Below are 21,737 nucleotides of genomic sequence, written 5' to 3'. Positions count from 1 at the left end.
GCTGGCCTGATGCATTATTCATTATTAATTGTTTTCAGGTCGCGGCTGAGTTTCATCGCACAGAAGTTCGGACCACACATGGTGCAGTACTCGCCGTCGGTGTGACGTCCCTCGTTGAAGTATTCCAGCGCACGGTCGGGGTCGAGACTCAGGTGGAACTGGTCGCGCCAGCGGAACTCGTAGCGGGCCTTGCTCAGGGCATTGTCACGAATCTGTGCGCCCGGATGACCTTTGGCCAGGTCGGCTGCATGGGCGGCAATCTTGTAGGTGATAACTCCTGTACGTACATCTTCGCGGTTGGGCAGACCCAGGTGTTCCTTCGGAGTGACGTAGCACAGCATGGCTGTACCCAGCCAGCCGATTTGTGCGGCACCGATGGCCGAAGTGATGTGGTCGTAACCCGGAGCGATGTCGGTCACCAGCGGGCCGAGGGTGTAGAATGGTGCGTTGTGGCAGTGGCTGATCTGACGCTCCATGTTCTCACGAATCTTGTGCAAGGGCACGTGTCCCGGACCTTCGATAAAGGCCTGTACGTTCTTTTCCCAGGCACGGAGCACGAGTTCACCCATCGTGTCGAGTTCGGCAAACTGAGCCTCGTCGTTGGCATCGGCAATACAGCCCGGACGCAACCCGTCGCCCAATGATACGGCCACGTCATACTGAGCCAGGATGTCGCAGATGTCGTCAAAGTGCTCGTAGAGGAACGACTCCTGGTCATGGATAAGGCACCATTTGCTCATGATACTTCCGCCACGGCTCACGATGCCGCACAGACGCTTGTCGGCCAGGTGTACGTTGTGACGACGGATACCGGCATGGATGGTGAAGTAGTCCACTCCCTGCTCGCACTGCTCGATGAGGGTGTCGCGGTAGATTTCCCAGGTCAGGTCTTCCACCTTGCCGTTCACCTTCTCCAGTGCCTGATAGATGGGCACGGTACCCACTGGCACCGGACAGTTGCGCACAATCCATTCGCGAGTTTCGTGGATGTTGGCACCCGTCGACAGGTCCATCAGCGTGTCGCCGCCCCATTTGCAGCTCCACACCGCCTTGTCCACTTCCTCGTCAATGCTTGAAGTCGTGGCCGAGTTACCGATGTTGGTATTGATTTTCACCAGGAAGTTGCGGCCGATAATCATCGGTTCCGATTCCGGGTGGTTGATGTTGGCAGGCAGTACGGCACGTCCGGCAGCAATCTCGTCGCGCACGAATTCCGGTGTGATGTAGGTATCGATGCCCAGTTCCTTGCAGTTCATGTTCTCACGGATGGCTACGTACTCCATTTCCGGTGTCACGATGCCCTGTTTGGCGTAGTACATCTGCGTACAGCAGTGGCCTTCCTTGGCACGGTAAGGCAGGGCGATGTGTTCAAAGCGCAGGTGGTCGAGCGAGTGGTCGTCACGGCGCATCTTGCCATATTCCGAGGTGATGGACGGCAACTGTTCCACATCGCCGCGTGAGGTAATCCAGCTCTCACGCATGCGCGGCAGTCCTTTCTTCAGGTCGATTTCAATGTTCGGGTCGCTGAACGGGCCGCTCGTGTCGTACACGTACACCGGTGCATTAGGTGTCATTACCTTCTTGCCGTCTACTACGGTCACCGTCGGGGTGAGGTTCACTTTCTGCATGCCTACCTTTACAAAGGGGAAAAGGGTGCCCTGCATGTAGGCTTTTTCTGCATGGGCGTATGCTTTTGGGTCTTTTTCTTTTTCCATATAAATCGGGGTTTGTTTGCGGGTAGGGAACAGTCCCTACCGGTTGAGAAAAATCAGGATTTATTCATTCAAGAAAGAAGTGAGGGGAGAGGAGGCAGATGCCACGAGGTTATCGGCCTGAATACCCAGTCCGGCTTCGTAGGCACGGCGTCCGGCAATGACAGCTTCCTTGAAGGCTACGGCCATTTCCACCGGGTTCCCGGCTACGGCGATGGCGGTATTTACCAGGCAGGCAGCGGCACCCATTTCCATGGCTTCAGCGGCATGACTCGGTGCACCTATACCGGCATCCACTACCACCGGCACGTTGCTCTGCTCGATGATGATGCGCAGGAAGTCACGTGTTTGCAATCCTTTGTTCGTACCGATGGGGGCAGCCAGCGGCATCACGGTAGCTGCTCCGGCTTCTTCCAGACGCTTGCACAGGGTCGGGTCGGCCTGGCAGTAAGGAAGTACCACGAATCCTAATTTCACCAGCTCTTCCGTAGCCTTCAGGGTCTCGGTAGAATCCGGCAACAGGTAGCGCGGGTCGGGATGGATTTCCAGTTTCAGCCAGTTGGTGCCGAAGGCTTCGCGGGCCATCTGTGCGGCGAACACGGCTTCTTCTGCGGTGCGCACGCCCGAGGTGTTCGGGAGCAACTGGATATGGGGGTGGATGATATGCTTCAGCATGTCGTCTTCCTTGTTGTCAAGTTCGATACGTTTCATGGCTACGGTCACCATTTCTGTGCCGGAAGCCAGGATGGCTTCTTCCATGAGTTGGTTGGAGTTGAATTTTCCTGTTCCTAAGAATAGGCGGGATTCGAATTCTTTTCCCGCAATGATTAGTTTTTCCATTGTTTTATCTATTTTGTTTATTGTTTGCTCTTGTTCTTACTTTTTCTTTTGGCTTGCTCTTACTTTTTCTTTTTGGCGGCAAAAAGAAAAAGGTAACAAAAAGAAAAAACCGCCGTCCTCAGTTTCGGACCGGCTGCGAAGCTTCGCTCGTCGGAAGCGCAGGAACTCGCTTCGCTCAAACAGCCTGCGCTTCTTTTCGCCGTGCTCTGCTTCTCCGCTTTTCGGTCCGAAACTGAGGACGGCGGTTTTTTGGGGGGGCTGTCGCTCTTCGCCTTTGGCGAAATCGCTGTGGGGAGTTTTTGCTTCTTTATTCTTTGATCCGTTTTTTTGTTTTGGGGCTTCCTTTGGGGCGAAATCGCTTCGGAGCTTCGTTCTTTTTTTGGTTCCTTTACTCGTTATTCTTTTTGGTAAAGTAGGAATTTCTTTACCGGCAAAGGTGAGTTGGAGTTTGTGATGAAATCTTGAAAATCAGAGGATTTGAAAAATATGTTTCTTTTGTTCTTCTGTCTAAAAATGAACACATCCACAAATTTTTCGTTTCTCGTTATTCATTTTTAATTGACTTACGATTTTCTTCGTCTCTTCCACCGGATTCGCTGCCCGCAGGATGGTACCGCTCAGGGCAATGCCCGTCACACCGGTCTGCATAATGGCAGGGATGTCTTCCAGGGTGATGCCGCCGATGGCTACGATGGGCAGGTGGATGCCTTCCGCCTTCATCTGCTGTACGATGGAACGGTAGCCCTCCAGTCCGAGGATGGGGCTGAGCTTTTCTTTTGTGGTGGTGAAGCGGAACGGTCCGCAACCGATGTAGTCGGCTCCGGCTTCATAGTGTGCCTGTACGTCGTCGAACGTGTTGGCCGTACCTCCGATGAGGAAGTCCTTTCCAAGGATTTTTCGTGCTTCGGCTATCGGCATGTCGTTTTTGCCCAGGTGCACTCCGTCGGCCTTCAGCTTGCGCACCAGTTCCACCCGGTCGTCGATGAGGAAAGTGGCTCCGTACGTGCGGCACAGTTTCTGTACCTCTACGGCCACCGCTTCCGTCTCCTCGTCCGAGGCGTGCTTCATGCGCAACTGTACCCAGCGGCATCCCCCTTCGAGGGCCATCCGGGCCGAGTCGAGATACGAATACGTGTCGGTGAAATGTGTGATGAACTGCAACTTGAAATGATTCATGTCCATGGCCTTATCCTCCACAAGCTGCTTTGATGATGACCAGACTGTCGCCCTCGTTCAGGACGGTGTTTTCCCATTCCGCACGCGGAACCATGCGGTTGTGCAGCGCGATGGCCACTCCCTGCTTCGGAAGTTCCAGCTGCTGTGCCAGTGCGGCAATTGTATGACCTTGTGTAAGTTCCGTCTCTTTGTTGTTTACCAATAGTTTCATAAGCATACTGTTTTAGGGTGTAAACCAAAGAGAGCATCCCGCGGACGGGGAAAGGAAATAGATGTCAGAATCAACAATCCCTTCGTCGGTATTAACCGCATCAGGTTCGTAGGGTATAATCTCAGCCCGGACACATCCGTGGGGCACCCCTTTGTTTACTTTCCGGCAAAGATAACGAAAACTTTGGAACGGCGAACGGCTGCCGTTCCTTTTTTATCTTTTTTTGCAGGCTGTGTCTATTCGTCTCTGAACAGCTGTACTTTCACGCCGAACGACAGGCGCAGGATGTCGCGCATGGAGAGACTTTTGTTGGTTACCTTGCTGATGAGATACAGCTCGCAGGTACTCAGTTCATAGAACAGGGAGACGTGGCGCACCAAGTCGTGGTGGGGACTGAACCCGAACCGCTGTCCCACGAAGATATAGGGGCGCATCTTGGTACTGAAGTTATAGTATTTGTTGGGATAGCGTCCCGGTTCCTTCTTCCAGAACTCGTCGCCCGCAATGGTGGTGATGTACAGACCGCAGTAGAAGGGTTCGGCCATCCAGTGCTCCTTGAAGCAGATGCTCCAGGGAATGTAGTTTTGCTTCACGGTAAATGTGAGACGGAATTTCTCGGCATACTTGGCCGGAAGGAAACCTACCAGGAAGTCCGTTTCCCACTGGCAGCGGCGTCCGTAATCCCAGCCCACGCCCACTGAGTTGAGTCCCATTCCTCCGGCGTACTGCCATTTCAGGTGAGTGGGCTTCAGGCGTTCCCACCGTTCATCATAACGCAGGTGCTCGCGCTTGTCCCAGCGACGTTCCTTTACGGCCGGAGCGATACTGTCGTTTTGTGCGCAAAGGGGCAGGAGCGTCATTCCGGCCATTCCTCCTGCCAGCAGCAGTTTAAAAATTGACCACTTCATAGGTATAGCCGTTTGAGTTGAGGGTGAAAAACAGATAAGAGCGCTTCTTGGCGCAGGTACATTCGTAATACCTGATACCGTCATCGAAAAACTCGTCTACACTGATATTGTGCCCGTGGCCGTAGACGCAGAACTGCAGGTCGGGCATTTCCCGGAGATAATACTGAAAATACTCGGCGATGTTGTTGTTGAACTGTTCGGAGAAGGGACCTGCATGCATGGCCACCACGGTTTTTTCCACTCCTTCGGGCACGTGGTCACCTTCTTCGCGGATGAACTGGATATTGGGTACCGCCGACGAGTAGTCGAACTCCAGGGCATTGGTGTTCAGACACAGAAAACGTACGTTACCGGCAGTAAAGGCGAAATCTTCCGTGCCGAATATCTTGCGGAACACATCGAGTCCCGTAGCCAGACAATCATGGTTGCCCAGCAGGCAGACAAAAGGTACCTTCAGTCCGCTGAGAATGTCGCGCTGTTTCTCGAATTCCAGTTTCAGACCGAAGTCGGACATGTCGCCCGTATGAAGCACGAAATCCAGGTCATCGCGCCGGTTCAGGGCCTCCACGGCATCTTCCGTCTCGTCGTACCAGCGCTGCGTGTCACTGATTACGGCAAACCGGATTTCCTCTTTCCCGTAAGTAGCCGTTTCAATCCGTTCGATGTTCCGGCGGTTCACGTCCGTTTCTCCGTCAATGTCGAGGTCGTACGGGTGATATTCAATCATGTCGCATCCGCCCAGCAGCAAAATTCCCAGGTAGAAACACACCTGTGCGAAGCCGGAGCGGAAACGACGGAAATGCGTAAAAAGAATGTGCATAAGCAAGTTTTTTTGTTTATGCAAAGGTACGGCACAAATGGCAATCGTGCGTTTTTCGGAATGTCGGATTTTCTGTCTTAAAAGTCGGAAAATGAGTTATTCCGGATAAATCTCGTGTGGAGAAGGAAGCTGTTTCCACCCTTCGCCAAAGGTGTCGTACGCATCCGTCACCACCACAAACGCCCGCGGGTCGGCCTCCTTGATTTTCAGTTTCACACCCTGCACCTCCTGGTAACTCACCACGAGAAAAATCATCTCCTTGTCTTTGCCCGTGTAGAGTCCCGAACTCTTGATGCAGGTAGCCGTGCGGTCTAAATCTTTCAGAATATACTGGTGAAGCGGCTGCAACTCATGGTCGCTGATGACAAAAATCAGCTTGTCGTTCTTCGCCCCGTTAATCATGTAGGCAATGACCCGCGAGATGATGAAGATGGAAATGAGCGAATAAAACGACAGGTGCCACGAAGGCTGTGTAGAGTCGCTTGCCGTACCCAGTCCGAAACCGATAACCACCAGACCGAAGCACACTACGGCCCCGTCTACCAGCAGAATGGCCCGTGAGAAACGGATGTGCGCATACTTCTGTAGCAGCATCCCCACGATGTCACTTCCGCCCGTGGTAGCCTGACTGCGTATCACGATGCCCGTACCCACACCGATGACCACTGCCCCGATGATGCACGTCAGCATCAGGTGGTCCGTCATGTTCATACTGCCTCCCAGCAGTTGTGCCGGGTCTAGACTCTCCAGTGCTTCGCGGGTAGGGTAGACCAGCCGCGACATGGTGTTCATCAGCAACGGAGTGAGCAGGGCCGCCACAATGGTGCGTATCCCTAACTTTGCTCCCAACAGCAGCACCGACAGGATGAGCAGCGGAATGTCGAACATATAGCCGAACGTACCCACCTGAATGGACGGGAACAGGTTGTGGAGCACGATGCTGGCCCCGTACACTCCTCCGGGCACAATGTTATAAGGGTTGATAAAGAATACGAATCCGGCCGCCAGGATGGTACATCCCATCACGATGCTGGCCCACGCATAGAGAGTCTGTTTCATACTTGTTTCTTATTTTTATGCGACAAATATACAGAATTCTTTCTTTCACCCATTAGAAAGCGGTCGGAAAAATCCCGCAAAATCCCAATTTTTAGGTATTTCAAATCCGCACCGGATGCCGTTTCTTTGCGATGTCAAATCAAACATGTAGAAAATGAAGAAAACTGGTATTTTTTATGGTTCTACCACAGGCACCACCGAGTCTGTGGCCCGCCTGATAGCGGAAAAGCTGGGAGTATCCCCTGAAGACGTACACGATGTGAGCAAGCTGGATGCTGCCCTGGCAGAGAGCTACGAAGCCCTGATTCTGGGTACCTCTACTTGGGGTGACGGAGAGTTGCAGGACGACTGGTACGACGGCATCAAGGTGCTGAAAAACGCCAACCTCTCCGGCAAGACCATCGCCCTCTTCGGCTGCGGTGATTCCGAATCCTATTCCGATACCTTCTGCGACGGTATGGGTATCCTCTTTGAAGACCTGAAAGACAGCGGATGCACCTTCGTGGGAGCTGTGCCCGACAGCGATTACACCTACGCTTCTTCCGTGGCCGTTGCCGACGGAAAATTTGTGGGACTGGCCCTCGACGACGTGAACGAAAGCGACCGGACCGATGCCCGCGTGTCGGCCTGGACAGAGATGCTCAAAGCCGATTTGGCTTGATTCCTTCCGACCTCATTTCTCTATCTTCTAAATCCGTAGCCCATGATGACTCCCGATATCAATCCCGTAGAACTGAAAGTCTTTCTCAACCACATCTATGAGCTGAAGAAAGGCGTGCGTCAGATGGTGTTGTACACCACGAACAAGCGATATGAAGACTTTGCCGTGAAACGTCTGCGAAGCCAGCGCATCAAGTTTGTGATTCAGCCGGTGGACGACGAGCGCATCAATCTTTTCTTCGGCAAGGCGGAATGTATTGAAGCCATCCGCATGATGGTGACACGTCCCCTGAACCTGCTCACTCCGGAAGAAGATTTCATATTGGGAGCCATGCTGGGTTATGACATCTGTGCCCAGTGCAAGCGATATTGCACCCGCAAGGCACGAAAAATGGGAGCTTGAAAAGGCTCCCATTCTTTTTTCAGTTTCCTCTATACGTAGAATATCCGTAAGGCGAAAGCGTGATTGGCACATGGTAGTGCTTGCCGTCCTTGATTTCGAACACCACTTCGATGAACGGGTAGAACGAATCCTGCTGCAACCGTTCGAAGTAGGGTGCCACGTGATACGTCAGGCGGTAGATGCCCTTGTGGTCGGTCGTGCTTTCTTCCAGAAAATCTTTCTTGTAGCAATTACAAATATGATGAAAACTTTCTTTTTCTGCAAGCTTATCCACGTGCAGCCCTTCCGATTTTGAGGTTATTAACTAAACTCCTGCCTGCGGTGTGCCGTTTACCTTGTATTTTTGCGCCATGAAATACATTTACCTCCCCATCGGATTCCTGTCGCTGGCACTGGGTGTGGCCGGTATTTTCCTGCCCGTATTGCCCACCACGCCCTTTCTGCTGCTTTCGGCCGCCCTCTTTTTCCGCAGTTCGCCGAGAGCCTACCAGTGGTTGCTGAACCACAAGCTGCTGGGACCTTATATCCGCGATTTTCGTGAGTCGCGCGCCATCCCTCTGCGTGCCAAGATCCTCGCTCTGAGCCTGTTGTGGCTCACCTCCCTGCATTGCATCTTCCTGATGTTCGATGCCCTCTGGCTGAAAGCGATGATGCTTGCCGTAGCCGTGGGAGTAACCCTTTATCTCTGTTCCCTCAAAACCAAACGAAATGACTGATACCCTCTCTTTTTGTGGCCGTGAGGAAGCCATCACCCGCATGAACCGCTTTGGCTGCGAAGGCCGTCCGTTCTTTTTCCTGATAGATTATACCGCCGAGAAATGCCTGGTGGAAGAACCCCACCGTCTGCCTTCTGCGGAACTGCTGTTTGCCTTTCCGGGAGCCACGAACGTGCCGCAAGGAATGTCCGCTACTCCGCGCCCCGTTTCTTTCTGCTGGGAGCCTCATCCGATGAGCTTTGAGGAGTACCGTCGCGGATTCGACATCGTACATTGTCACTTGCATGGCGGCAATTCCTTCCTGGTGAACTACACCTGTGCCACCCCCGTCGATACCGACCTTACTCTGCGGCAGGTGTTCGACCATGCCCGTGCTCCCTACAGACTGTGGGTAAACGACCGCTTTGTGGTGTTCTCGCCCGAAATCTTTGTCCGGATAACCGATGGTTTTATCTATTCCCACCCCATGAAAGGTACGATGGATGCCACGCTGCCCGATGCCCGCGAACGCTTGCTGGCCGACCCGAAAGAAGCGGCCGAACATGCCACCATCACCGACCTCATCCGTAACGACCTGAGTCGTTTCGCCACCGAAGTCACCGTGACCCGCTACCGCTACCTCGATGAGCTGCACACCCACCGTGGTCCGCTGCTCCAGATGAGTTCCGAAATCCGTGGCCGTCTGTCTGAAGGCTATCCTTCACAACTGGGCGACCTGTTTTTCAGTCTCCTGCCGGCAGGCTCCATCACCGGAGCTCCCAAGCCCCGTACCGTGCAGATTATCCGTGAGGCCGAGACGTACGACCGTGGTTTCTATACCGGCGTGACCGGCTACTTTGACGGCCGCAACCTGGACAGTGCCGTGCTTATCCGTTTTCTGGAACAGCAGCCCGACGGCACGAAGGTGTTCAAGAGTGGGGGAGGCATCACCTTCCGCAGCGAAGCCCGAAATGAATACGAAGAAATGAAACAGAAAGTCTATGTGCCTCTTTATTGAAACCCTCCGCATCGAAGACGGCAAGGTGTGGCATGCCCCGCTGCACGACCGCCGCATGAACGACACGCGCCGTGCTTTCTTCGGTCCCGTGCCCGACCTCCACGTGTGTGACTACCTCCGTCCGGAAGCCCACACCGCACGCACCCGCTGTCGCCTGACCTATGCCCGCGACGTGATTCGCGTGGAATACTTTCCTTACCACGTCCGCCCCGTACACAGTCTGCAACTGGTGGTGCAGGACAACATCGACTACCGCTACAAGCAGGCTGACCGCCGTGTGCTCGACGAAGCCTTTGCCCTGCGCGATACAGCTGACGACGTCCTCATCGTGCGCCACGGACTCCTCACCGATACCTCCATCGCCAACATCGCCCTCTGGAACGGATGCGAGTGGCATACCCCCGCACAGCCTCTGCTGGCCGGAACCCAGCGCCGACACCTGCTCGACACCGGACAGATAAAAGAAACGGACATCCCGGTCGCCTCCCTCGGAAACTACCGGCATATCCGTCTGTTCAATGCCCTGATACCCTTCGGCGAAGTGGAACTCCCCGTCGGTCAGATACGTATGTACTGATTCGCGTGGCCGCTTATTCCACCAGCTCGTAACTGCTGATTTGAATCGGCATGTCGAGGTTGTGGAGCACCTTCTCCAGCATGATACCCTCCAGGTTGTTGTACTCATAGCCGAACGTGGCCCGTATGCCCTGCAAAATAAACTGCGTGGCGCGGTCGAGTGCAATGGGCAGACTGTCGCCCTGCATCAGCGCCCCCGTGATGACACTGGTAAACGTGTCGCCCGTGCCCGGATAGTGTGCCGGCAGATAGGGGCAGGTCACCTTCCAGTAGCGGTCGCCAAAGCGGTTGTAGGCATAGACCGATGTAGAACGCGGGTCACCGCTTACCGGCACGCTCGTGGCAATGACGATGGCCGGACCCCGGTCGGAAAGCGTCTTCAGTGCCTGTTTCAGTTCCGCATCCGTGATGTGCTCCTGATACGGCATGTCCAGCAGGTAATACAGCTCCGTCAGGTTGGGCGTGATGACATCCGCCAGGTGAATCAGCTTCTTCATCTCCGTCACCATCTCCTCGGTAATGCCCTTATAAAGACGACCGTTGTCGCCCAGCACCGGGTCCACCACCACCATGTCATTTTCCCCACGGAACTTCAGGATAAACTCCTCCACAATCTGTGCCTGTTGCGGCGAACCCAGATAACCCGTGTAGAAAGTATCGAAGTGCACGTTCATCTTCTCCCAGTTCTCGATGATGCGCTTCATCTCGTCGGTCAGGTCGAGGAACGAGTATGTGGGGTACTGCGTATGTGCGGACAGGACCGCCGTGGGCAGCGGACACACCTGAAAGCCCATGGACGAGAGCACCGGAATGACCGCCATCAGTGACACGTGACCCACGCCCGACAGGTCGTGCACAGCCACCACCTTCTTCACCTGATTTTGCAGGAAAGCCCCCGAGCGATGGGGAGCCTCGGCCGGAGCCGCCGGTTTTTTCTTTTTGTACTTCCGTTCTTTCTCCCAGGCCGCCTTCCGTGCCTGATATGCCTCATATTGTCGTTCAATGTAATTGTCAGCCATAGTCTTGTGAATTTACAATTACAAAGGACGCGACTTTTTGCGGAACGAGCAAACTTTTGCAGGGTTTATTCTGATTCATCCGTCAGTTTCATTTGTCTGGGCAAGAGTGCGGCTGAAATAGTACATATCTTTCAGTACCTTTCCATCCTCTACAATCGGATGGTCATAGTGAAGGGTAAAGAAGTCGGGCACCGTGTGCGAGTAGACAAACCCGCAGCTCTGATAAAATGAAATGGTCATACGGCTGTCTCCTGTGCCTACCGTCAGCGTGTGACACACATTCTGGTAACGCTGGCAAAGGTATTCCACCATCTGACGTCCGTATCCTTTCCGCTGCCAGTGTGGAGCTACGGCTAGGTTTTTCAGTTCACGAATTCCTTTCCCTTCATCCGTTACGACGGCTACGGCAATAGAATGAATTAGTTTGGGTGCCTTTTTGATTGTATGTGTGCGATTTTCTTGTATAACAGCGTAAAGTATGATGCTTTATGCTTTCTTTGTGTGTGCGTTTGTAGGGAAATAGTTTCTTTCTGAATTTAGCTAAATGCTTCAGCTTGCAGATTTTGAGCGTATAAGGTTATGGAGTGAGAAAAGAAAGAGGTTTGAGGGAGGATGGGAGGGAGTGGGGTAACATTTTGATAGATGCGGGAAAATACAATAAGATTTTCTCGAAGGGATTTTTCTTATAAGATGTATTTCTCTGAGTGTATTAAAAATCCTCATCAGCATGCTTCTCAATATGCGGATGAGGATTGAATTTTTGCTTAAATCAGTTTTCCTTGTCGATTATTCGGCTCAGGAATGTATCTGTATATGTGTGATTGATATTTAAACGAATAGGAAGATAGTCGGATAAACTTTCTAAAAACTCCAATTCGAAGACTAACCTTGGATCTTTGTCGTTGGTTTCTGGATGGATTTCTGCTTTTGTTCCAATTCTTGCAATACGGATTAGATACAAGTCCTTGACACCTTTCCCTTTGATATAAGGCATGAAATAATACAACTTATTTAATGCAATCGTGGAAGGGAATGATTTCGTCTTTCCTGTATAATATATTTTAGTCGGTTCTTCATTCAGGAAATAGTCTTGATTGTCTTCCTTGACAAATCCTATCAACAAACGTTTGTTCTTGTCTAGCACATAATTTTTCTTGGGCTTATTGAATATCAACTGCTCTTTCTCAAAAGCAAACAAGTTTAAATCCAATGTCGGACGTGCTTCCCGTAAGGTATGTATCGGTCGTGAAGATACAGGTGCTTCATCATACATGAACCGATATAAACTTTTTCCAATCAGCTCTACGATACCGCACACCAATGCATTTCCCATGAGAAAGGCCCTGCGTCCGTCTGAAACTTCCGGATGGTAAGTATGATTATCTGGGAACATATTCAGCCGTTCTAACTCTATAGGAATCAGTCGGCGGTATCTGCCGGATGGGGTTAATACGACATGTTTAAAACGTGAAGGAGCATTTCCTCCTTCTCCTGTAATCATTGTTCTTGAGGGTTTGTTAAGCGGGTCGGGAAAAGCCATTCCACCCTCAGAGAAAGTATATTTGAACCCTTCTTTAGAAACGCGGTCTATTTTTTTGGCTCCCTTCTCATAAATCCATCTGGGCAAATCTTTTTCAGAAATGAAGAAATCCTCTGGAATAAAGCTTTCGTTCACAAGAATATCACCTAAGTTTTGGCTGGTACCTTTATAAATAGGTGAGGCATCGACAGAAAAAACTTGACGATGCGACATCATGCCCGCATTTCCAAATGGGCTTGCCTTTCCTTCTTTGTTGAAGTTATCTGAAACTTCTTTTATGGAACCTTCTATTTCAAAATCTGAGATTCCCGACTTTTGTTCAAAAGGGAAAGCCTGTGCCATTACTCCGTCGTACAGAACCCAGTCTTTCATTTTTTGGATGCGGTTGGCTATTGGAGAATTTCCAAGATAGCCTACAATGTAGGTTCTTCTTCTTCTTTGTGGCATCCCGTAGTCAGCGGCATTTATGACTCGCCATTCTACAATATAGCCTAAGTCGGCTAAGGAGGCTAGAATAATGGCAAAGTCGCGCCCACGCTGGGAGGCTGGAGAGTTCAATAGGCGGTCAACGTTCTCAAAAAATATATAATTGGGTTTTGCATCGCCCTTTTCTTGCAAGATGCGATAGATTTGCCACCATAGCACTCCTTTTTTACCTTCAATACCTCCCGAGCGGCTGAGTGAAGCAGCCACAGAGTAGTCTTGACAAGGAAATCCACCGACCAGCAGGTCATGGTCTGGAATATCAGCTGTTTTTACAAGATTAATGTCTTGGTTTGAATGCCCTTTCTTTCCAAATCGGGCCTGATATACTAAAGAGGCATCTTGATGTTTGGTAGAAGGTTCCCATTGGTTGTTCCAGATTGTTTCGTAAGCGTCGGACGCTCCTTCCAGACCGATACGGAATCCACCTACACCTGCGAATAGTTCTACTACACGAATTATATGATTATTTTGAGCCATTGTTGTTTACTATTTGTTTTACGTAATCATTATTAAACCAGTAACAGAACTTTTTAGCCCATTTTCCGCTGGGAGTTAGAGCTAGATCTGTTGATTTTTGAGCTTTTGGACGTACATGGAATTTTTTCTTGTCCTGTCCTTTCCACCAATATTCCTCAGAGATATGGTCTTCCAATATGTTCTTTTTTATATGCATCCAATATGTCTCTGCCCATTCCAAATCCTCTGGAGGCATTGTCCAGAAGAATACATTGTCTAGTATATAATCTCCTTTATTGGCTGTCTGTTCTTTAAATATTACAAACATGAAACGGCTTGAAAACAATTCATATAACCGGGATTCATACCAATTGTCACATTCTGCGACTTCTATGTAGTCAATGTTTTCAAAGGACATCGCTTCTTTTATATTTCCATTATGTTGGACACGTATTGTCTTCATTGTCAATCCGGCCTTCATGAACTCTTCAGAACGGTTGACATTGGCACATTTCCCAGTTGCGGCGATAGCATTGGCTATCATCGCAAATTTGCTCTTGGGATTATTGGAAATGTCTATCTTTTTTCCTTTAGCGATTACTTGGTAGTTTTTGCCAAGGTAAGGTTTGAACCGGTTTAATATGATTTCTTCAAAATTATGTTTGTCAAGTTCCCTTTCTGAAACAATTTGTCCGGCAGTAAACTTGAAATTGGAAACCGCCTTTTTACCACTATCCGTTACATATTGCAGGATAGTTCGCATATAAGACATCTTCAAGCTGAAAGCCCTGCGGGGTGCTCCTTCTTCTGAAAAAGGCTGTTTCATCAGGCTGTCGCCTTTTTGGCCTTTCCTGCATGCACCGAGGTACATAGTGTCTCCTTCTGACAGTAAATGGGCTTTGCCACATTTGATTTTTTCCAGTATGGTCTCGTAGTCATGCTTGATGATAAGCAAGTCTTTCTCAGGAAGCTTCCAAAGAACAGAGAAAATAAATTTCAGATCGAGGTTGTCACAATTTTTCTTGTATAAATAAAAGAGCAGCAACATCAACTGACACTTCAGATAAAAGTGTGATTGTTCAAAATCTTCCTTTACGACCTCGCAGTAATTTATCATATTGCATACCAAACGTTCCTTGATGAGGTAAGTGTCGTTTTTACCCAATTTGAGGGGAGTACATTTTAATTCCATACCGGCAGACGAGAAGTCCGCTTCTGGATTGTTGTTGGTTTCCAAAAGAAAATAAAGGTTCTCTACCATTTGGCCGATGCCGCCTTTCCCTTTCTTGGGTGAATAGTTCTCTTTGATGAATTCGCGCAAACTTCTGCCTAGCAATCCTTTGCTGTATTCAAATATACTGATGGCGGAAGTCTTGTCGTATGATAAGTTATTTATAGGGTTTGCTATTTTATTTGTTTGCTCCATTCTTAGTCTTTTATTTAATATATTACTCCGAATACTTCCAAGTATAGAGTGAATTGTTTTAATCGCTTTTCGCTTCAGCTTCTTTATCAGCTGTTTAAGGGTTGAATTAATTTTCAATTAAAATTCAGTTAATACCTTCCGTCTTAATATTGATGTGCAAAATAAATAAAATGGAGGCAAATAAAAGAGGAATTTTTCAAGTTTGTTTCTGAAGAATCCTGAATTTGATCAGACAATATTGTTTGATTATGTCAGATAAATATGGTATCGCTTATACGGCAGAATCTGTCTTAGATTAGTTTAGTGTGCATAATTTTTTAAGGAATCACTCTTTTGTATGCTAAATCTCTGTATCTTTATCCTGAATTCAGTAGTATGGTTACGATGTTTTAATTTGAAGATAAAAATCGGCAAATGGACAGACTGACGAAGGAACAACGACACCGTTGTATGTCGGCAATACGTGGCAAGAACACAAAACCAGAGATAGTGGTACGTAAGTTCTTGTTTGGACGGGGATTCCGTTATCGGCTGAACCATCCGCGTCTACCTGGACATCCGGATATTGTGCTTCGTAAGTATCGTACGGTCATTTTTGTTAACGGCTGCTTCTGGCATGGACATGATAATTGCAAATATTATCATCTTCCTAAAACGAATGTGGATTTCTGGCGGAAGAAAGTGGAACGAAACAAGAAGCGGGATGTGGAGGAACAGCGTCAGCTTGCTGCAATGGGGTGGCATTGTATAACCATCTGGGAGTGTCAGTTAAAACCTAAAATCCGTGTGCAGACCCTTGAATCATTGGCTTTTACATTGAACCATATTTTTCTGGAAGACCGTAAAATCAAGACTTATACGACATCGGAAGATGAGGATATACCGATGGCTGCTGAATCTGAGGTGGAATATACGAATGATAGAATTGTATAAAGTTACTTATAGATTTATCAATCAATAATCAGGAATTTATATTAAGGTACATGTTTATGAATACTCAGAAGTTAGAATTAATCATATCTATTATAGATAAATACCTTGAATACGATTATAAAAAAGATGTACTAACAGCCGTTGAAGCAGCAGAATTGTTAGATAAAGCTGGAGTTCTCAAAGATTCATTGAGCAGACCTGGAAAACCTTTACGAGATATTCTAAGGGCTGGATATATTACACATGCTTACCAACTTAGTAATGGAAGATGGTTTATACCACATTCTGATGGAAAGTATGAAAAATCTATACAAAAGCCCGTTGGAGTTGCTACATCTCAAATATCAGAAGAACAGTTAATGAATTCGTCTAATTTCCTCAGTGTAAAACAGTTGAATGATTCAGATATACCTGATTCTTCAGGTGTGTATGTTGTTAAGATAAAGGATATTGATAAACTTCCGCTTACCTTTAGTAAGGTGTTGAAAGAGAGGAAGCATAAGATTTTGTATATTGGGATTTCTACGAACTCGTTAAGGAGAAGGCTGTGGGGAAATGAATTGCATGCAAAGGGTCATGGCACTTTTTTCCGTTCATTAGGTGCTATATTGGGTTATTTGCCGGAAACTGGCTCTTTGTTGGGGAATAGGAATAAAAGAAATTATAAGTTTTCCGCACAGGATTCTGCTGGAATAATTCGTTGGATAGAGGATAATTTGGAAATAAACTTTATTGTTCATTCTGAGAATTTAGAAAAGCGCAACTATATACTTTATTGTACCAACGGTTTTGTATAATTAAAGTTTTTGCCTTCTCTAAGATAAAACAAAAGAGGATGTATGCCATCCTCTTTTAATTACTATTTCTTTTTAGAACCGAAAATAGAATCAAGTACTATTTTACCAACTTTTCTTTCTAACCCTTGTTTTGTTGTGGGTATTCCCGTTTTTCTGCTAATCTTTTGTTTGGCAGCAGTTATACCAATTGCCCTTTTAAGGGAAAAACTTAATCCACGTATTTTCATAACCATTTCAATATTGCATAACAAATAAATGCTATCAATCCCCAAAATAGAACATAAATAATATTTCTACATAAGTATAAGATAATTCCAATTATACTCCATTTACCAAATCCCATAAGTAACATTCATTTGAATTATTCTATAATACCAAGTTTTGAAAGTATTGTAAATAAAAGAATGAAAAAGACAATGCCAGCAATGATATAAATTCTATACTTTATATGCATCTTACGTTTCTTCTCCCATTTTTGTTGTTGACTTTCAAAATAAGAAATCATCTTATTATTGGGGTCTATAGATTTTAATAATCTAACTCCATTATCAAATTTAGTTCTAGCATCTGAAAACTTATGTTCCGTTCCTGCAAAATCAAAAGAGCTGATTTCAGTATCAATCAAGTTACCAAAATTGAGTAAAGTTTGCGTAAGTTCATCAGCATTATTAGTAAACACAATGCTGTTTATGATTCGTGCTTCTTTTTTAGCTTGCTCTGATGTGCTTTTACTTTCATTATCATTTCCCAAAATTCTATCCAAAAAAGATTCATTTTCTAGTTTGTCAAACTCGTCCAAATCATCATCACCTGTCAAAATTACATTCTTAATTTGAGGGTCAAGTTCTTTTAGTTGCTTTTGCCAGTTAGCTATTTGTTGTTGATAATGTGGAGAAACAATAGAACATTTTGAGGCATCCAATGCAGAAAGTTCCATGATTGAATTTTGGAGTCTTGTTATACCTTGTTGCATTTTACTTTTGTATTCTTCTATACTTACGTGATGAGAAAGTACTTTCTTGTTGCGTTTATTCTCTTTAATTAAATGTTTTATAATAGAAAAATTTTCTTCTATTTCATTCGCTATGTAAGATAGTGAATTTACTTTTGCCCTTACAGCTTCATCACTTTCTCTGAGTCTTTTTTCTCTTTCTTGCTGAGCTCTTTTTCCTATATTTTCAGCCATATTATTAAAAAGGTTTATATTAAACATTAAGTTGATAAGTATTTGAGATGCGTTCCCAAACACATTTATTTTCTTTTGTTGATTTTTCTTTATTGAGTTTGAATACACCTACAAAGCGATAGAAACAAAATCCTAAATCATCCTTATATCGTAAAAATGTAATTCTTGTTTCTTCGGGAGCAGAAAGCCATTGATTTAGATGTGCCTCACGTTTTTCATTTACTTTGGGATATTCATAAATGAACATTCCATCCTCTGAAAGTTCGTTATGCCAAAGATGATGTTCTGTATTTGGCCACCAAGCTATTTCATTTTTCTTGTTTGGTATAGCTGCACCTGATGCACGCAAGAAACCTCGATGTTTTGCAACAGTCCCAAAAATAGCTGCAACATCCTCTGTAGTACGCAAGCATTCATTATCCTCGACTTTCAAATAACCTTTGTTTCGATGATATTCCACTGAAAGAGTACTTACGTCATCCCATGCCTGAAATTTCTCACCAAGTTGTTGTATCGTTAATTTTATAGCCCAAACTATAATGGAAATTTGGCGGTGAATTTCTTGAATATCATTATCACAATCAACAACTAATAATTGTGCATGAGTAGTATTGATTATTTCTTCATTACGAATCTTATCAACCTCAACATTGTTTTTGTGAAACGGCTCATTTATTTCAATTAAGATATTGAGTTGAGGAAGATACAAGTCTGCAAGTGCATACTTGTCATGTGTTCTTCTGATGTATTGCTGAACGACAAATTTAACACGGTCGTCGTTTAATTGATGCCATATTCTACTTATGACATAAGACTCTGTCTTTTTCTTGCTTATCTTAGCAAACAGACGTTCCATATATTCCAATTTATAATCCATATTTAAAGCTTTTAAGTTTGTACTTCTTGTTTGAAAAAAGAAAAGGACACAGCCTAAACTTTTCACTCATTTTCTTAGCTGGGTTCTGGTAAAACCTCGAAGTTCAAATAAGGAAAAGCAGTCTGCGCCCTTGTTCAGGGTACAAACCGACCTTTCGACTTATTACTTGGAACTTCACGAAATTTACCAGATTTAGCTAAGCCAAATAACTTGTCTACAAGTTGCTTGCAATATGTCTTTTATTTCTTATGTCTGTTTTTTGGACCTCCTTTTAAATTTGTTTGTGTACAAATGTAATGAAAAAGAGTGAGATAGACAAAAGATTTGTGTGACATATCACAGACTGCCATAAACAATAAGGAATGATGTCCTCTTTAAATATGTTATAAACATAAAAAAGTCCAACCACAAAGAAATGTGATTGGACTTTATATTTTAGGAATTCTATATTAACCTATTAGCTGCCATTCAGGTTTTTCCAAAAGTTCTCCATAGTATAGACGTTCTGTACTTTGTTGTAAGAACGCATTAAATCTGTTGCTGTCGCTCTCTTTGCGAGTGTTGTATCTAAATACGAACTCTTTGCAATATTTGGGCAAATGCTTTGGACTTACCAAATAATAGATACCTATGATACCACGTTTAAGTTGGCTCCAAAACCCTTCAATAGAATTGGTATGAAATCCATCTTTATTTACGTATATTCCTAAGCTGTGTTCTACAACCTCGTGTATGTATTCATTTTTGACTTTGTTGTAGCCACTCCAACTATCAGAAATAACAGTGGAACCTTTTCTGACAAGTTCATCAATAACACCAAGCAAAACTTTAGAACTTGCATTTTTGATAACTTTTGCATAAACCAAGCCATCAGAAAGTAGTCCCATTACAGGTGTTTTTTGTTTAGTACTTCGACCTTGTCCACCTCTGTTACGTTTTGTCTTTCCACCAATATATGTTTCATCAACTTGTGTCATATCATTGAAGTTTGCATCATCATCCTTTACATTGTAACGAATACGATGCAGCATGAACCATGCAGTTTTCTGTGTCACATTAATATCACGTGCCAATTGACAACTACTGATGCCTCTTTTATGTGACAAGAATAGATAAATTGCATAGAACCATTTTTTCAATGGAAGGTTGGAGCCTTCAAACATAGTTCCTTGTCTCACAGTAAATCGGCAACGGCAATCCTTACATTTATAAAGACCTTCAAATTTTCCATCCTTAGTCAATTTATAATGATGTTCAGATATTGAACCGCAATGAGGACAAATAGGCTTTCCATTCCACCGCATATTCTCCAGATATACTCTGCAATCCTCCTCGGTATGCAGAGTATCAATCATGTGAAGTAATGAGTGGAATGTTATCATATAATTCTCTATTTATTATTTGTTTTGAGAATTATACTCGCCACGTTACGGAAATTGCATTTTAAATGTTAAAAAATCATTCATTGATGAATTTTCTTGTTTTTTCTGAAATTGGATGGATAGTCCTTCTGTATAATTTATCAAATAATTAAAAATAGATATTATGGCTACAGGAACGAATGGAATTGCTACGGAAGGCGAAGCAAAATCAAAATTAGGTTATAGTGGAACAGTTGATACAAATAAATGCTGCACGAAAGCAAGAGCTGTTGCTATGGGTGCAGATAGTTCAAAATTAACATCTTATAAAGATAATCAACTTGTAAAATACAATGACATTATAAAATTTAATCCTAAATTAATTATTAACATAACTTTTACTCTTAATGATGGTTCATATATACCTGGGGATGAAGGATATGGTTTTTATATTAGGGATAAATCAGTAAATAGTGAAAATGGCTATATTGATTATGAAGGATTAGGTGCACCCCCCTTTAGAGTTGTTGAATTAACTGGTGTTGAAGGAATATGTAAAAATAACTTAACAATAACGAACTCAATATTATATTCTGATACAGATTATAATATTAAATTAGAAAATATATGGCCGGTATTTGGAAATAACTTAACTTTTAGTCCAAACAGTGGTGATTATAATAAAAGTTGGGATTTTTCGAATTTTGTTGATAATGAATATCAATCTACAAGATGGCAAGATTTTTGGTTAAATGATATACTTTCATTAGATTTTTCAACAGAACAATATTTTTATTGGGAGATATACGCTGATTAATAATATCATTGAGTAACTATGTTATGCATTTAATTTTTTATAAATACATATTTTATACTATAAACGTATAGAATATGAAACACCATGTACTTACAGAATCTATAGAACTTCACCCCATAGGCTCATGCTTTTCAGATAATGTAGGAAATTCGGAACTCCGAGAAATTCTTCGTGAATATTTCGTTAAGAATGAAATTTCTTATACTGCTGATTATTCAAATGAGATATGGGGTGAAGTTATGCAGTTTCTTGAGAGAAATTGTAAATTTATTAAAGACATAGAATTATCATCAGGACTTGTGTCAATTTATGAAACTGATGTAGTAAATGAATTTCTTGTGAGGTTTGAATTAGAAAACGGAGGAAAGAACCTTGTGTTCTGGAGAACTCCAGATGTAGTATAATTAATTAAACAAAAAAGTAAATGGAACAACTCAAAATGCCGAAGCTATCTCGGACATTCGAAGAACCTAATTGCTATGTATCGAGCCGAAGTTAATAAGCTTGGGACCGTTCACTCAGGGCTGTACGATATACTAAAAGAAAATTCTTCGTTTCTTGGTTGTTCCTTTGTTAGGATTACAAAGATAACATATTTCTTTGTAATAAAATAGGTTGCTTGCATAAAAACAAGCAGCCTATTGAATTTTTTATATAAAGATAAATCATATTTAAAACGTATCCAGCAAATGTGTTTTTTACAGGATAAATCAGCAATTAAAAGCAATGCTTATACATGACTGGGTAAAACTTTAATTATA

The 21,737-nt window shown here is 45.0% G+C and carries 26 protein-coding genes and 1 riboswitch; of the genes, 10 read left to right on the top strand and 16 right to left on the bottom strand.

Going from position 1 to position 21,737, the window contains the following annotated elements; all coding sequences use genetic code 11:
• Positions 1 to 14: 14 nt before the first annotated feature.
• Both thiC and WKT20_RS08310 read right to left on the bottom strand, forming a co-directional pair.
• On the bottom strand, positions 15 to 1,715 hold the full coding sequence (thiC, locus tag WKT20_RS08315; RefSeq protein ID WP_258362168.1) for a phosphomethylpyrimidine synthase ThiC: 1,701 nt from the start codon (positions 1,713 to 1,715) through the stop codon (positions 15 to 17).
• A gap of 60 nt (positions 1,716 to 1,775) precedes the next feature.
• Positions 1,776 to 2,552, bottom strand: a complete 777-nt coding sequence (locus WKT20_RS08310; protein WP_007563920.1) for a thiazole synthase — start codon at positions 2,550 to 2,552, stop codon at positions 1,776 to 1,778.
• On the opposite strand from WKT20_RS08310, the gene WKT20_RS08305 reads away from it, so the two are divergent.
• Positions 2,536 to 3,006: a hypothetical protein gene (locus WKT20_RS08305; protein WP_340417201.1), complete on the top strand. Its 471-nt coding sequence runs from the start codon at positions 2,536 to 2,538 to the stop codon at positions 3,004 to 3,006. The two genes, WKT20_RS08310 and WKT20_RS08305, sit on opposite strands and share 17 nt — an antisense overlap.
• A 53-nt stretch (positions 3,007 to 3,059) precedes the next feature.
• Here WKT20_RS08305 and WKT20_RS08300 read toward each other — a convergent pair whose 3' ends face one another.
• The 5 genes from WKT20_RS08300 to WKT20_RS08280 form a co-directional block, all read right to left on the bottom strand.
• Positions 3,060 to 3,728 (bottom strand): thiamine phosphate synthase, encoded by a 669-nt coding sequence (locus WKT20_RS08300; RefSeq protein ID WP_409072440.1) that lies wholly within the window; start codon positions 3,726 to 3,728, stop codon positions 3,060 to 3,062.
• 10 nt (positions 3,729 to 3,738) lie between these two features.
• The gene (thiS, locus tag WKT20_RS08295) at positions 3,739 to 3,939 is read right to left on the bottom strand and encodes a sulfur carrier protein ThiS (RefSeq protein WP_040313353.1); all 201 of its coding nucleotides are present in this window, start codon (positions 3,937 to 3,939) and stop codon (positions 3,739 to 3,741) included.
• Between the two features lie 60 nt (positions 3,940 to 3,999).
• Positions 4,000 to 4,100, bottom strand: a riboswitch (TPP riboswitch).
• Positions 4,101 to 4,175: 75 nt separating this feature from the next.
• Positions 4,176 to 4,847, bottom strand: coding sequence for a hypothetical protein (locus tag WKT20_RS08290; protein WP_117701980.1), 672 nt, complete (start codon positions 4,845 to 4,847; stop codon positions 4,176 to 4,178).
• Complete coding sequence (locus WKT20_RS08285; protein ID WP_118441893.1) at positions 4,828 to 5,574, bottom strand: metallophosphoesterase family protein; 747 nt, start codon at positions 5,572 to 5,574, stop codon at positions 4,828 to 4,830. The genes WKT20_RS08290 and WKT20_RS08285 overlap by 20 nt, the downstream gene beginning before the upstream one ends.
• Positions 5,575 to 5,763: 189 nt before the next feature.
• Positions 5,764 to 6,726 (bottom strand): YitT family protein, encoded by a 963-nt coding sequence (locus tag WKT20_RS08280; RefSeq protein WP_340417200.1) that lies wholly within the window; start codon positions 6,724 to 6,726, stop codon positions 5,764 to 5,766.
• Between the two features lie 154 nt (positions 6,727 to 6,880).
• On the opposite strand from WKT20_RS08280, the gene fldA reads away from it, so the two are divergent.
• Together fldA and WKT20_RS08270 are read left to right on the top strand one after the other, a co-directional pair.
• Positions 6,881 to 7,387, top strand: coding sequence for a flavodoxin FldA (gene fldA, locus WKT20_RS08275; protein WP_204506001.1), 507 nt, complete (start codon positions 6,881 to 6,883; stop codon positions 7,385 to 7,387).
• 42 nt (positions 7,388 to 7,429) lie between these two features.
• A complete protein-coding gene (locus tag WKT20_RS08270; RefSeq protein ID WP_007563936.1) occupies positions 7,430 to 7,789 on the top strand; it encodes a DUF2023 family protein in 360 nt (119 codons plus the stop codon).
• 19 nt (positions 7,790 to 7,808) lie between these two features.
• Here WKT20_RS08270 and WKT20_RS08265 read toward each other — a convergent pair whose 3' ends face one another.
• Entirely contained in the window at positions 7,809 to 8,063 is a 255-nt protein-coding gene (locus WKT20_RS08265; protein WP_223805049.1) for a hydroxyisourate hydrolase, read from the bottom strand.
• A 76-nt stretch (positions 8,064 to 8,139) separates the two neighbouring features.
• Here WKT20_RS08265 and WKT20_RS08260 point away from each other — a divergent pair, with 76 nt between their 5' ends.
• Genes WKT20_RS08260 through WKT20_RS08250 form a run of 3 tightly spaced genes read left to right on the top strand, consistent with a single transcriptional unit; the run spans position 8,140 to position 10,079 of the window.
• Positions 8,140 to 8,505, top strand: a complete 366-nt coding sequence (locus tag WKT20_RS08260; RefSeq protein ID WP_040313354.1) for a YbaN family protein — start codon at positions 8,140 to 8,142, stop codon at positions 8,503 to 8,505.
• A complete protein-coding gene (locus WKT20_RS08255; protein WP_340417199.1) occupies positions 8,498 to 9,502 on the top strand; it encodes an aminodeoxychorismate synthase component I in 1,005 nt (334 codons plus the stop codon). Before WKT20_RS08260 ends, WKT20_RS08255 begins: the two co-directional genes overlap by 8 nt.
• Positions 9,486 to 10,079, top strand: a complete 594-nt coding sequence (locus tag WKT20_RS08250; RefSeq protein WP_340417198.1) for an aminotransferase class IV family protein — start codon at positions 9,486 to 9,488, stop codon at positions 10,077 to 10,079. The genes WKT20_RS08255 and WKT20_RS08250 overlap by 17 nt, the downstream gene beginning before the upstream one ends.
• A gap of 13 nt (positions 10,080 to 10,092) precedes the next feature.
• On the opposite strand, the gene WKT20_RS08245 is transcribed toward WKT20_RS08250, so the two are convergent.
• The 4 genes from WKT20_RS08245 to WKT20_RS08230 all read right to left on the bottom strand — a co-directional run bounded on the left by WKT20_RS08245 (position 10,093) and on the right by WKT20_RS08230 (position 15,005).
• Positions 10,093 to 11,097, bottom strand: coding sequence for a pyridoxamine kinase (locus WKT20_RS08245; protein WP_007563955.1), 1,005 nt, complete (start codon positions 11,095 to 11,097; stop codon positions 10,093 to 10,095).
• Between the two features lie 75 nt (positions 11,098 to 11,172).
• Positions 11,173 to 11,508, bottom strand: coding sequence for a GNAT family N-acetyltransferase (locus WKT20_RS08240; protein WP_340417209.1), 336 nt, complete (start codon positions 11,506 to 11,508; stop codon positions 11,173 to 11,175).
• 358 nt (positions 11,509 to 11,866) lie between these two features.
• The gene (dcm, locus tag WKT20_RS08235; RefSeq protein WP_340417197.1) at positions 11,867 to 13,600 is read right to left on the bottom strand and encodes a DNA (cytosine-5-)-methyltransferase; all 1,734 of its coding nucleotides are present in this window, start codon (positions 13,598 to 13,600) and stop codon (positions 11,867 to 11,869) included.
• Positions 13,587 to 15,005, bottom strand: coding sequence for a Sau3AI family type II restriction endonuclease (locus WKT20_RS08230; RefSeq protein WP_340417196.1), 1,419 nt, complete (start codon positions 15,003 to 15,005; stop codon positions 13,587 to 13,589). Before WKT20_RS08230 ends, dcm begins: the two co-directional genes overlap by 14 nt.
• A gap of 414 nt (positions 15,006 to 15,419) precedes the next feature.
• On the opposite strand from WKT20_RS08230, the gene WKT20_RS08225 reads away from it, so the two are divergent.
• Both WKT20_RS08225 and WKT20_RS08220 read left to right on the top strand, forming a co-directional pair.
• Positions 15,420 to 15,938 (top strand): very short patch repair endonuclease, encoded by a 519-nt coding sequence (locus WKT20_RS08225; protein WP_118243470.1) that lies wholly within the window; start codon positions 15,420 to 15,422, stop codon positions 15,936 to 15,938.
• A gap of 56 nt (positions 15,939 to 15,994) precedes the next feature.
• The gene (locus WKT20_RS08220; protein ID WP_340417195.1) at positions 15,995 to 16,735 is read left to right on the top strand and encodes a GIY-YIG nuclease family protein; all 741 of its coding nucleotides are present in this window, start codon (positions 15,995 to 15,997) and stop codon (positions 16,733 to 16,735) included.
• Between the two features lie 62 nt (positions 16,736 to 16,797).
• Here WKT20_RS08220 and WKT20_RS08215 read toward each other — a convergent pair whose 3' ends face one another.
• The 4 genes from WKT20_RS08215 to WKT20_RS08200 all read right to left on the bottom strand — a co-directional run bounded on the left by WKT20_RS08215 (position 16,798) and on the right by WKT20_RS08200 (position 20,180).
• Complete coding sequence (locus tag WKT20_RS08215; RefSeq protein WP_195531770.1) at positions 16,798 to 16,962, bottom strand: hypothetical protein; 165 nt, start codon at positions 16,960 to 16,962, stop codon at positions 16,798 to 16,800.
• 134 nt (positions 16,963 to 17,096) lie between these two features.
• Complete coding sequence (locus WKT20_RS08210; RefSeq protein ID WP_195531769.1) at positions 17,097 to 17,921, bottom strand: hypothetical protein; 825 nt, start codon at positions 17,919 to 17,921, stop codon at positions 17,097 to 17,099.
• A 19-nt stretch (positions 17,922 to 17,940) separates the two neighbouring features.
• On the bottom strand, positions 17,941 to 18,798 hold the full coding sequence (locus WKT20_RS08205; protein WP_340417194.1) for an AbaSI family restriction endonuclease: 858 nt from the start codon (positions 18,796 to 18,798) through the stop codon (positions 17,941 to 17,943).
• A gap of 449 nt (positions 18,799 to 19,247) precedes the next feature.
• Entirely contained in the window at positions 19,248 to 20,180 is a 933-nt protein-coding gene (locus WKT20_RS08200; RefSeq protein WP_118400542.1) for an IS1595 family transposase, read from the bottom strand.
• Between the two features lie 163 nt (positions 20,181 to 20,343).
• On the opposite strand from WKT20_RS08200, the gene WKT20_RS08195 reads away from it, so the two are divergent.
• Positions 20,344 to 20,976, top strand: coding sequence for a hypothetical protein (locus WKT20_RS08195; protein WP_340417193.1), 633 nt, complete (start codon positions 20,344 to 20,346; stop codon positions 20,974 to 20,976).
• A gap of 74 nt (positions 20,977 to 21,050) precedes the next feature.
• Positions 21,051 to 21,380, top strand: coding sequence for a hypothetical protein (locus WKT20_RS08190; RefSeq protein ID WP_340417192.1), 330 nt, complete (start codon positions 21,051 to 21,053; stop codon positions 21,378 to 21,380).
• Positions 21,381 to 21,737: the final 357 nt, after the last annotated feature.

Origin of the sequence: Phocaeicola sp. ICN-14070 (assembly GCF_037892625.1) — a bacterium.
Classification (GTDB): Bacteria; Bacteroidota; Bacteroidia; order Bacteroidales; family Bacteroidaceae; genus Phocaeicola; species Phocaeicola plebeius.
Note: the sequence above shows the minus strand (reverse complement) of the source record. Positions and strands in the feature narration are given on the sequence as shown.